The organism is Lentzea aerocolonigenes (assembly GCF_000955955.1).
GTDB classification, from domain to species: Bacteria; Actinomycetota; Actinomycetes; order Mycobacteriales; family Pseudonocardiaceae; genus Lentzea; species Lentzea aerocolonigenes_A.
Map to the genome: position 1 here is coordinate 1 of NZ_JYJG01000311.1, position 10,220 is coordinate 10,220.

The 10,220-nt window shown below is 72.1% G+C and carries 11 protein-coding genes; 1 reads left to right on the top strand and 10 read right to left on the bottom strand.

Annotated elements, in window-relative coordinates:
• Positions 1 to 182 precede the first annotated feature (182 nt).
• The gene (locus tag UK23_RS34650) at positions 183 to 746 is read right to left on the bottom strand and encodes an NADPH-dependent FMN reductase (RefSeq protein WP_045315960.1); all 564 of its coding nucleotides are present in this window, start codon (positions 744 to 746) and stop codon (positions 183 to 185) included.
• A gap of 86 nt (positions 747 to 832) precedes the next feature.
• Between UK23_RS34650 and UK23_RS34655 the strand changes: the two genes are divergently transcribed.
• Entirely contained in the window at positions 833 to 1,441 is a 609-nt protein-coding gene (locus UK23_RS34655) for a TetR/AcrR family transcriptional regulator (RefSeq protein WP_156213603.1), read from the top strand.
• Here the strand turns inward: UK23_RS34655 and larE are convergent.
• The 9 genes from larE to UK23_RS34700 all read right to left on the bottom strand — a co-directional run bounded on the left by larE (position 1,325) and on the right by UK23_RS34700 (position 10,130).
• Positions 1,325 to 2,215 carry an ATP-dependent sacrificial sulfur transferase LarE gene (gene larE, locus UK23_RS50755; protein WP_231114815.1) on the bottom strand — a complete coding sequence of 297 codons (891 nt, stop codon included), beginning with the start codon at positions 2,213 to 2,215 and terminating at the stop codon, positions 1,325 to 1,327. The two genes, UK23_RS34655 and larE, sit on opposite strands and share 117 nt — an antisense overlap.
• Complete coding sequence (gene larC / locus UK23_RS34665; RefSeq protein ID WP_045315962.1) at positions 2,212 to 3,348, bottom strand: nickel pincer cofactor biosynthesis protein LarC; 1,137 nt, start codon at positions 3,346 to 3,348, stop codon at positions 2,212 to 2,214. The genes larE and larC overlap by 4 nt, the downstream gene beginning before the upstream one ends.
• A gap of 43 nt (positions 3,349 to 3,391) precedes the next feature.
• The gene (larB, locus tag UK23_RS53095) at positions 3,392 to 4,231 is read right to left on the bottom strand and encodes a nickel pincer cofactor biosynthesis protein LarB (RefSeq protein ID WP_045315963.1); all 840 of its coding nucleotides are present in this window, start codon (positions 4,229 to 4,231) and stop codon (positions 3,392 to 3,394) included.
• Positions 4,232 to 4,292: 61 nt separating this feature from the next.
• Positions 4,293 to 5,414: a glycerate kinase gene (locus tag UK23_RS34675; protein WP_045315964.1), complete on the bottom strand. Its 1,122-nt coding sequence runs from the start codon at positions 5,412 to 5,414 to the stop codon at positions 4,293 to 4,295.
• Complete coding sequence (gene larA, locus UK23_RS34680) at positions 5,411 to 6,688, bottom strand: nickel-dependent lactate racemase (protein ID WP_045315965.1); 1,278 nt, start codon at positions 6,686 to 6,688, stop codon at positions 5,411 to 5,413. Before larA ends, UK23_RS34675 begins: the two co-directional genes overlap by 4 nt.
• The gene (locus tag UK23_RS34685) at positions 6,688 to 7,539 is read right to left on the bottom strand and encodes an amidohydrolase family protein (protein WP_045315966.1); all 852 of its coding nucleotides are present in this window, start codon (positions 7,537 to 7,539) and stop codon (positions 6,688 to 6,690) included. The genes larA and UK23_RS34685 overlap by 1 nt, the downstream gene beginning before the upstream one ends.
• A complete protein-coding gene (locus UK23_RS34690) occupies positions 7,536 to 8,381 on the bottom strand; it encodes a fumarylacetoacetate hydrolase family protein (RefSeq protein ID WP_045315967.1) in 846 nt (281 codons plus the stop codon). The genes UK23_RS34685 and UK23_RS34690 overlap by 4 nt, the downstream gene beginning before the upstream one ends.
• Before the next feature lie 32 nt (positions 8,382 to 8,413).
• On the bottom strand, positions 8,414 to 9,385 hold the full coding sequence (locus tag UK23_RS34695) for an aldo/keto reductase (protein ID WP_045315968.1): 972 nt from the start codon (positions 9,383 to 9,385) through the stop codon (positions 8,414 to 8,416).
• Complete coding sequence (locus tag UK23_RS34700) at positions 9,378 to 10,130, bottom strand: SDR family NAD(P)-dependent oxidoreductase (RefSeq protein WP_045315969.1); 753 nt, start codon at positions 10,128 to 10,130, stop codon at positions 9,378 to 9,380. The genes UK23_RS34695 and UK23_RS34700 overlap by 8 nt, the downstream gene beginning before the upstream one ends.
• Positions 10,131 to 10,220: the final 90 nt, after the last annotated feature.

The window sequence follows — 10,220 nt, forward strand, 5'->3', positions numbered from 1 at the left end:
CGCACAGTCCGTCCCTGGGTGCGGGTGCGTCCGTGTCACTCGGTTTCACCGCCAACGGCACAACGAGCACGCCGTCGGCCATCACACTCAACCAAGCGGCCTGCACCACGTGACGGACCGCACGCGGGGCGCTTTCGCACTCCAGGAGAGTACGAAAGCGCCCCGCGTGCTCTTCGGCAGCGTCAGACGGTGGCGGTGGCGGTGGCGCGAGCGGCCAGGCCCTCGATGACCACGGTCAGCTTCTCGGTGACCTCGGGGTCGTCGACCGGGTGCAGCTCGGCGAAGCGGACCACCGAGCCGGGGATCGACAGGGTCAGGTCCTCCGCGACGTCCGCGCCGGCGATCTTGACGGCCTTGCGGGCCTCGTCCTGGGCCCACACGCCGCCATACTGGCCGAAGGCGGTGCCGACGACGGCGACGGGCTTGCCGGACAGGGCGCCCGCGCCGTAGGGACGCGACAGCCAGTCGATGGCGTTCTTCAGCACGGCGGGAATCGTGCCGTTGTACTCGGGCGAGACCAGGAGCACGGCGTCGGCTTCACCGGCGGCTTCGCGCAGCTTGGTCGCGGCGGCGGGAACGCTGCCCTCGGCGTCGATGTCCTCGTTGTAGAACGGCACCGTGTCCAGGCCGTCGTACAGGCCGACCTCGACGTGCTCCGGCGCGATCTGCACGGCGGCCTCGGCGAGCCTGCGGTTGTGCGATCCGGCGCGGAGGCTGCCGACGAGGGTGAGGATGCGGACTGCCATGACATAACTCCCGAGTGCAGGTGGTGGTACCAGTCCTCAGGCTAAACGGGACGCGTCCCGTTTATCTTCCCGGCTAGGCTGTGGAGGTGATCGACGGCACACTGCCCTGGGCCGGGGCGGAGACACCGCTGCGTGCGGACGCGGTGCGCAACCGGGCCCGCCTGCTGGAGGCCGCGGCCCAGCTCGCGACCGAGCACGGCGCGGCGGCCATCACGATGGAGTCCGTCGCCGCGGCCGCGGGAGTCGGCAAGGGCACGGTGTCGCGCCGCTTCGGCGACCGCAACGGACTGCTCCAGGCCCTGCTCGACCACGCGGAGCAGCAGTTCCAGGAGGCGTTCATCAGCGGCCCGCCGCCGTTGGGCCCCGGTGTTGAGGCGGGTGCGCGGCTGCGGGCGTTCGGACTGGCCCTGCTGCGCCACGAACAGGCCCACCACGACATCTACCTGGCCGCCGAACCCTCCCCCGGCCGCCGGTTCACGGTTCCGGCGCGGCAGGTGCGCCACACCCACGTCGCGGCCCTGGTGCGCGCGGCCCTCCCGGACGCCGACGCCAACCTGCTCGCCCACACCCTGCTGTCCTCACTGGACGTCGTGCTGGTCGACCACCTCGTCCGCAGGAACGGCATGTCGCTTCCGCGGGTCGAAGCCGGCTGGCACGACCTGCTCGACCGGCTGCTCGTGGTTGAGCGCACCTGACCGGAACTCCGTCAGCTCCACCCCGGTGAACCCGGCCGCGCGGACGAGTTCGGCCAGTCCCGCCCTGATCTCCGGCAGACCGGCGAGATGCGGGTCGAGCTCGACGCGCGCCTTGTCGCCGAGGTCGCGCACTCTTACATCTCTGCTCGGTGTGCCGGCTTTGTCGAGCCACGCCCGTACCGCGACCTCGGCGCGTTCCACTCTGGCGAGCCGTGCGGGCGTGATCTCCAGCCCGTACCGGACCCGGCTCGCGAGGCACGGCAGCGCAGGTTTGTCCCATGTGGACAGTCCCCAGCTCCGGCTCACCTCCCTGACGTCGGCCTTGGTCATGCCGAGGTCGCGCAACGGGGTGTGCACGCCGATCTCGTCACCGGCGCGGATGCCGGGCCTGTGCGGGTCGCGCGCGTCGTCGGCGTTCGTGCCGGTCGCCACCGCTTTGAGGCCGTGCTCGCGCGCGACCGCGGTGATGGTGTCCAGGACCGTGGACTTGCAGAAGTAGCAGCGGTCGCGGCCGTTCGCGGCGTATCGGGGGTTGTCGAGTTCGGTGGTCGCGGGCGCGAGGTGCCGGACGCCGAGGGTGCGGGCGAAGGTTTCGGCGTGCTTCAGTTCCGCGGCGGCGAGGCTCGCCGAGTTCGCGGTGACCGCGAGAACATTGTTCGGCCCGGTGGCGCGGACGGCGGCGGCGAGGACGAGTGCCGAGTCCGCGCCGCCGGAGAACGCGACGGCGAGCGGGCCGATCCCGGCCATTCGTGCCACGAGTCCGTTGTCCGTCAACGTTCCTCCTCCAGCTGCCGCAGTACTGTTCTGAGCGGCAGTCCCGTCTTCTCGGCGACCGCCACCGCGTCGTCGTACTCGGGTTTGCTGTGGTGCGGCCCGTGTTTGCGGCGTACCTGCATGCCCTGGACGTGGACGACGTCGGTGGTGCGGGCCGCGGCGGTGCGGCGCACGGTGCTTCGCCGCACGCCCAGGCTGCCGGTCTCGGCGAACATCAGCTGTTCGACGTCGTCCGCGCTCTCCGGAGTGGTGAGGGCGTGCAGAACGTGCGCCGGCCGTCCCTTCTTCATCACCGCGGGGGTGATCCAGCTGTCGAGGGCACCGCGGTCGAGCAGGCGGGCGACGACGTACCCGAGAATCTCACCGGTGACGTCGTCGAGGTTGGTCTCCAGCACGACCAGGTCCCGTATTTGCTCGCTTGCTTCCCCGAGCCGGACGACCGCGACGTTGGGGCGGTCGGGCAGCGTCCGGGTGCCCGCTCCGTAACCGGTGGCGCCCAACCGCATCGCGGGCGGCGGCCGGTAGTCGGCTTTCAGTGCGTGCAGGAGCGCGGCGGCCGTCGGGGTGACGGTCTCGCCTCGCAGCTCGGTCCCGATGACCGTCGCGCCCTCCAGCAGCGCCGCGGTCGCCGGGGCGGGTACCGGCAGCAGGCCGTGGGCGGTGCGGACGGTGCCGGTGCCGAGCGGCAACGGTTCACAGTGGACGGTGCCGATGCCCAATGCTTCGAGGGCGGCGGCAACACCTACGACGTCCACGAGCGTGTCGTGGCCGCCCAGCTCGTGCAGGTGCACTTGGTCCGGGTCCTCACCGTGCAGGCGCCCTTCGACCTCGGCGATGGCGCGCAACGCTTTCACCGCCACGTCCGCCACCGCGCGGTCCCGGATCTTTTCGGCCATGGCGATCAGCTCTGCCGCCTTGCGGGTCGTGGCGTCGTCGTTCACCTCGACGTTGGCGCGGCAGGCGGCGAGGCCGTGGTCCGCCACGCGGGTGATGGTGAGGTCCCAGCCGGTCAGACCGGTGTCGGTGACGGCGGCGCGGATCGCTTCCAGCGGGGCGCCCGCGTCGACGAGGGCGGCCAGGAGCATGTCGCCGGCCAGGCCGGTGAACGGGGAGATGACGCAGACGCGACTCATGGCGTGCTCCGGCTGGTGGGCGGCGAGGCGGGTCGGACGCGGCTCACGACGCGCTCCGGCGAGCCACGCGGGAGAGGCGGAACGCGGCCATGGCCGCGCCGAACCCTGAGTCGATGTTCACCACGGTGATGCCGGCCGCGCAGGACGCGTGCATGGCGAGCAGCGCGGTGATGCCCTCCAGACCGGCGCCGTACCCGGTGGACGTCGGGACGGCCACCACCGGGCAGGCCACCAGGCCGCCGATGGCGCTGGCGAGTGCGCCTTCCATCCCGGCCACGACGATGACGGTGTCGGCGGCGCGCAGGCGGTCCTGTTCGGCGAGGAGGCGGTGCAGTCCGGCCACACCCACGTCGGTGACGCTGGTGACGGTGAGGCCGACGGCGGTGGCGATGGCGGCGGCTTCGCGGGCCACGGGCTGGTCGGCGGTGCCAGCGGCGGCGACGACCACGGTGAACCCCACTGGAGCGGCGGGACGCCAGACGAGCAGCCTGGCCGGGGCGTCGTAGGTGCCGTGCGGGACGGGTGCGAAGCCTGCAGCCGGGACGGGCGCAAAGCCTGCAGACATGCCGTTCGCGACTGGTGCGAAGCCCGCAGCAGGCGTGCCGTGCGGGACGGGTGCGAGGCCGGAGACAGGCGTGCGGTCACCGTCGGCCGGACCGCGCGACCCGTCCCCCACCGCGGCCAGGACGGCGGCCGCCGTCTCGGGTTCCACGCGCGTGGCCAGCACCGGGCCATCGTTGTGCCGCAACAGAGTCCGGACGATCGACGCGATCTCGGCCGCCGTCTTCCCGGTGCCGTAGACGACCTCCGGCAGCCCCTGCCGAGCCTCCCGCCCGACGTCGACCCTGGCAAAACCGAGGTCGACCGCCTCCGGCCCGGTCACGCCGCACCTTCCCGCACGGCGACGGATGGCAGTTCGCGGCCCATCCGCGCCAGCAACCCGGTCACGCCGCACCTCCCCGCGCCACGACCGACGGCAGTTCGCGCCCGATCCGCGCCAGCAACTCAGGCGCGCGGCTGATCGCGTCGTCCAGGTTGGCGGCGCGTTCCAGCAGGGACCACGTGGCGACCACGCCGATGTGGCGCAGGCGGTCGGCGGGAAGCCTGACGTCGCCCGCGATCACCGCCACCGGCACGCCGTGTCGCCGGGCCGCCTCCGCCACCCCGATCGGGGCCTTGCCACGCAGGCTCTGCGAACCGAACCGGCCCTCGCCCACCACGACGAGAGAGGCAGAACGCAGGGCTTCCTCCACGCCGATCTCGCCGAGCACGAACTCCGCGCCGGAGACGCGGCGGGCACCGAGTGCGGCAAGCGCGGCGAAACCGGTGCCGCCTGCCGCTCCCGCGCCGGGTGACGCACGAAGGTCGTGGCCGATCGAGCGGGCCATGGCCGACGCGAACTGCTGCAGGCCGCGGTCCAGCACTTCCACGTCGCGCGGAGAGGCGCCCTTCTGCGGGCCGAACACCGCGGCGGCGCCGGACGGGCCGGTCAGCGGGTTGTCCACATCGGACACCAGGGTCACGGTGGCCAGGCGCAGGCGGAAGTCCAAAGAGGACAGGTCGACGTGAGCCGCGTTGGTCAGGGCGGCGCCGCCGGGGCCCACCGGTACGCCGCGCGAGTCGGTGATGCGGGCGCCGAGGGCCCGCAGCAGGCCCGCTCCCCCGTCGGTGGTGGCGCTGCCGCCCACCGCCAGCACGAGGTCCAGGCAGCCGTGGTCCAGTGCGGCGCGGATCAGCTCGCCGGTGCCGTGGCTGTCGGCGACGAGTGGCGCGAGACCTGCCGGCAGCACGTCCATGCCGCTCGCCTGGGCCATCTCGATCACCGCGCGGGACCCGCGGACGGCGAACGCGGCGCGCACCGGGCGTCCGGTGGGGCCGGTGACGTCGACGAAAACCGGGCGATAACCGGCATCCGCCAGTGCCGCGATGGTGCCCTCGCCGCCGTCGGCCACCGGCAGCGACACCGCGCGTCCGCCCGCCTCGACCACTCCGGAGGCGACGGCCGCGCAAGCGTCAGCGGCCGTGAGGCAACCGCGGAACTTGTCCAGGCAGATCAGAACGTTCATGGGCGATCCACGTACGGGATCGTCTGCGGCCCTTCGGGTAACACACAAAGGCGGGCATCCGGTCCGGCCATGGACAACGCCTCCTCCACCGCGAGCGAGATGTCGGCGGTCTGCGAAAGGTGGGCCAACGCCAGCTCGGCGTCGCTGAGGTACGACGTGTGCATGACGACCCGGCAGGCGGCCTGGATGCGGGCCTGGATCTGCACCTGCCACTGGTCCGGCACGGTGACCGTGCGCGCCGAGATGTCCGCGAACAACGCCGCGGGCGACGGCGCGGAGGCCAGCACAGAGCGGTACGGGCCGTGGTCGGGGAAACCGTCCCGGCACTCGGCCGCGCACACGATCGTGCCGCCCGGCTTGACCACCTCGAAAGCCGCCGACATGCCCTTCACCGACTGGTAGAGGTTCTGGTCGAGTGGATAGCCGGAGTTCGTCGTCACCACCACGTCGAACAACCCCGCGACGGGCTGCATCGCGACCGAGCGTGCCGTGCGCACCGCCGCGGCGTGCATCGCGAGCAGGTCGCCGCCGAACGCGGCCACCACGTCCTTGTCCTGGTTCAGCACCACGTCGAACCCGAACGTCACCCCGGTGGCGGCGGCGATGGCGCGCACGTCGTCGTGCACCGGGTTGCCCTCGATGACGCCCCACGTCGCCCGCGGGTGCCCGATCCGGTGCGCGTCGTGCAGCACCAGCACGGTTTCCAGCGCCGCGAGGCCTGGAGCGACCAGCTTCGGGCCGCCGGAGAAGCCCGCGAAGAAGTGCGGTTCGACGAAACCGGTGGTGATCCGCACGTCCGCGGCGACCCATTCGCTGTTGAGCCACACCGGCACGGAGGCGCCGAACGAACCCATCCACGTCAGGCTCGCGCGGTCACGGGCGTCGTGGTTGACGATCCGCACCGAGTCGACCACCTCGTCACCGAACATCGCGCGCAGCTCGGCCTCGGTGTTGCCGCGGTGCGTGCCGGTCGCGACCAGCACCACGACGTCGGACAGGTCGACCAGGCCGTCGAGCTCCTCCAGGATCGCCGGGATCATCAGGTGCCGGGGCTGGGGACGCGTGCCGTCGCACGCCGAGATCGCCACCGTCTGGCCGCGGCGCACGCGATCGCGTAGCGGAGGGCCGGAGACCGGGAACCGCAGCGCCCGCCGGAGGATCTCCCGAGGCGACTCCGTGGCGTGGTGGTGCTTCGGCACCACCACGGTGGTTCTCGCCGGATCGAAGCGCAGGTCCAGCCCGGTCTCGCCGTAGGCCAGCCGAACCGTGTCCATCACCGCTCCCCCAACCGGTAGACGCGCTCGGCCGTGCCGCCCAGGACCTGGTCGCGCTCCACCGGAGAAAGTCCGGCGACCAACTGCGAGGCGGCATCGAGAACCTCGTCGTAAGACGCCGCGAGCAGGCAGACCGGCCAGTCCGTGCCCACCATCAGCCGGTCCGGCCCGAACGCCTCCAGTGCGACGTCAACGGGAGGCCGCAGGTCCGCAACCGTCCACTGTGGACCGGCTTCGGTGACGAGACCGGACACCTTGGCGACCACGTTCGGTTCGGCGGCCAGGGCGGCCAGATGCGTCGCCCACGGCTCCAGCGCGCCGCCAAGAACGTCCGGTTTGGACAGATGGTCCAGCACGAACACCAGGTCCGGCACCGCCCGCACCGCCGCCAGCGCCGCCGGCAGCTGGTGCGGCCGGGTCAGCACGTCGTAGACGAGGCCGGCGTCTCGCACCGCACGCAGCCCGAAAAGCACGTCGGGACGCGTCAGCCAGCCCGGGTCCGGCTCGGGCTCCACCAGGTGCCGGATGCCCACCAGCCGGTCGCCGCCCGGCCGGGAACGCAGCCGGTCCAGTTGCGAAGCCACGTCGGGCGCGGTGAGGTCGACCCACCCCACAACACCCTTGATCAGGTCGGACTTTCCCGCCACCGCAAGGAACTCCGCGGTCTCGTCGATGTCGTGCAGCACCTGGACCAGCACGGTGGCGTCGATGCCCGCCGGTCCGGTCACGGCACCCAAGTCCGCCGGACCGAAGTCGCGCCGGATCGGTTCGAGACCGTCGAGCCAGTCCTGCGGCCGTGCGGAGAGATCCCACAGGTGGTGATGGGCGTCGATCCGGCGCGGCGTGCTCATGCCTGCCCGATCCGCTGCCGTTGCACGCCAAGGCGATCGATGCCGAGCTCGACGGTGTCACCGGCACGCAGGTACCCGAAGTCGTTGACGCCCAGCGCCACCCCGGCCGGCGTGCCCGTGTTCACCACGTCGCCGGGTTCGAGGACCATGAACTGGCTGAGGTACCAGATGACGTGGTGCACACCGAACAGCATGTTCTTGGTGTTGCCGTCCTGGCGCAGCTCGCCGTTGACACTCAACCGAAGGCCGAGCGCCTGGGGGTCGCCCACTTCGTCGGCGGTGACGAGCCACGGCCCCAGCGGGTTGAACGTCTCGCAGGACTTGCCCTTGGTCCACTGACCGCCGCGCTCGATCTGGAACTCGCGTTCGCTGACGTCGTTGGAGATCGCGTAGCCCGCGATCACGGCCGCCGCGTCCTGCGGGCTCTCCAGATAACGCGCGGTGGCGCCCAGCACGACGGCCAGCTCCACCTCGTAGTCGGTCTTCACGCTCTCGCGAGGCACCAGGACCGTGTCGTTCGGCCCGACGACGGTGTTGGTGTTCTTCATGAACACCACGGGTTCACCGGGTGGTTCCGCCGCCGTCTCCGCCGCGTGGTCGGAGTAGTTGAGCCCGATGCACACCAGCGCACCGGGACGGGCGACGGGCGCGCCGATCCGCATCCCGGTGACGTCCAGCTCCGGCAAACCGGTCAGGGCGTCACGCACTCGCGCCACCCCGCCGCCGGCCAGGAAGTCGCCGTTGATCTCACTGGTCACCGGACGCAGATCGCGCACCTGACCGGCGTCGTCCAGCACCGCCGGAACCTCGGCGCCGGGGTCGCCCACTCGCAGCAGTCGCATTGCCGTTCCTCTTCCGTTCTTCCTGGATGCCGTTACGGGGTGGGCACTTCGGCCTCGAGCAGCCCCTCGTCGCGAAGGTCGGCCCACAACCCCGGAGGGGGCGGTTCGGCGAACGCCGCCAGGTTCGCGTGCAGCTCGGCCGTCGAACGGGCACCGATCAGCGCACCCGTCACCGCCGGGTGGCCGAACGGGAACCACAGCGCGGCAGCCGGCAGCGTCGTACCGTGCCGGGCGCACACCGCGGCGATCCGCCGGGCGCGGGCGACCACGTCCGCCGGTGCGGTCCGGTAGTCGTAGGTGGCGTCGTCCGGCACGTCCTGGCGGGCCAGGAGACCGGAGTTGAACAACCCGGCGGCGAGCACGTCCACCCCGCGCTCGGCGCACAGCGGGAGGAGCTCCGCCAGCGCGGGCTGCTCCAGCAACGTGTAGCGGCCGGCGAGCAGCACGACGTCCACAGCGTCCACTTCGGACTCCCGCACGAACCGGGCGAGCATCTGCCACTGGTTCATCCCGGCACCGATCGCGCCGACGACACCCTGCTCGCGCAGCTCCACCAGCGCCGGCAACGCTTCGCCCGCCGCCTGCTCCCAGTGGTCGTCCGGGTCGTGCAGGTAGACCACGTCCACCCGGTCGAGCCCGAGCCGGTCGAGCGAGGACTCGAGGCTGCGCCGCACACCGTCAGCGCTGAAGTCCCACACCCGGCGCGTGGTGGCGGGCACCACGAAGCCGTCGTCGTCGAGCCGTCCCACTCCGGAGGGGTCGGGCACCAGGAGCCGTCCTACCTTGGTGGACAACAGGAACTCGTCGCGCGGGCGGTCCTTCAGTGCCGCGCCGAGCCGCTTCTCCGCGAGACCCAGCCCGTAGTGCGGGGCGGTGTCGAAGATCCGGACACCGGCCTCCCACGCCGCGTCGATCACGGCACGGGCCTCGTGGTCGGTGACCTCGGCATACAGGTTGCCCAGCGGGGACGTGCCGAGTCCCAGGCGGCTCAGGGTGTCAGCCACGGGGACGCAACCGGAGCCCGTCCATGCCGCCGTCGACGGCGAGCACGGTTCCCGTGGTGGAGCCCGACAACGGGCTCGCGAGGTACGCGATCGCGCCGGCGATCTCGTCGGCCGTGACCAGCCGGCCGTGCGGTTGCCTCGCCTCCAGCGCGGCGCGTTCCGCCTCCGGGTCCTGCGCCGAGTCGAGCAACCGCCGCACCCACGGCGTGTCGGCGGTACCGGGGGCGACCGCGTTGACTCGGATGCCCTCCCGGACGTGGTCCGCGGCGAGGGCACGGGTCAGCGCGTGCACCGCGCCCTTGCTCGCGGAGTAGACGGCGCGCTGCGGCAGACCCGCGGTGGCCGCGATCGAGCCGGTGTTGACGATGGCGGCGAAGTGGGAGTTCCGCAGGTGCGTGAGGCAGGCGCGGGCCACCCTGGCCATCCCGATCACGTTGACGTCGAACACCCTGTGCCACTCCTCGTCGGTCGCGGCGGCCACGTCACCCTGCGCGCCGATGCCCGCGTTGTTCACCAGCACGTCGATGCCGCCGAACCGCGTGACCACCGCCTCCACGGCGTCGCGGACGCCGTGGTCGTCGGTGACGTCCGCCCGCACGAAGAACATCTCCTCCGGCAGACCCTCCGCCGCCAGGTCGAGCACGGCGACCCGCGCACCGCGGCTCGACAACAGCTCGGCCGTGCTCCGGCCGATGCCCGAGCCACCGCCGGTGACCAGAGCCACCAGCCCGTCGAAGTCACCCATGACCGATCGCTCCGTTCGTCGGTTGAGTGGCAGCGGAACCCTTGTCCGCCACCGGGTACGTGCGTGCCAGGTGCTCGATGAAGGGAACCT

What these genes read in the sequence shown, in the direction of transcription:
- UK23_RS34690 (WP_045315967.1), bottom strand. Translation starts at nt 8,381, where the DNA reads ATGCGACTGCTGCGAGTGGGCGACCCCGGCGCCGAGGTTCCGGCGGTG.
- UK23_RS34675 (WP_045315964.1), bottom strand. Translation starts at nt 5,414, where the DNA reads ATGAACGTTCTGATCTGCCTGGACAAGTTCCGCGGTTGCCTCACGGCC.
- larA (WP_045315965.1), bottom strand. Translation starts at nt 6,688, where the DNA reads ATGGACACGGTTCGGCTGGCCTACGGCGAGACCGGGCTGGACCTGCGC.
- larC (WP_045315962.1), bottom strand. Translation starts at nt 3,348, where the DNA reads ATGAGTCGCGTCTGCGTCATCTCCCCGTTCACCGGCCTGGCCGGCGAC.
- UK23_RS34685 (WP_045315966.1), bottom strand. Translation starts at nt 7,539, where the DNA reads ATGAGCACGCCGCGCCGGATCGACGCCCATCACCACCTGTGGGATCTC.
- UK23_RS34650 (WP_045315960.1), bottom strand. Translation starts at nt 746, where the DNA reads ATGGCAGTCCGCATCCTCACCCTCGTCGGCAGCCTCCGCGCCGGATCG.
- UK23_RS34700 (WP_045315969.1), bottom strand. Translation starts at nt 10,130, where the DNA reads ATGGGTGACTTCGACGGGCTGGTGGCTCTGGTCACCGGCGGTGGCTCG.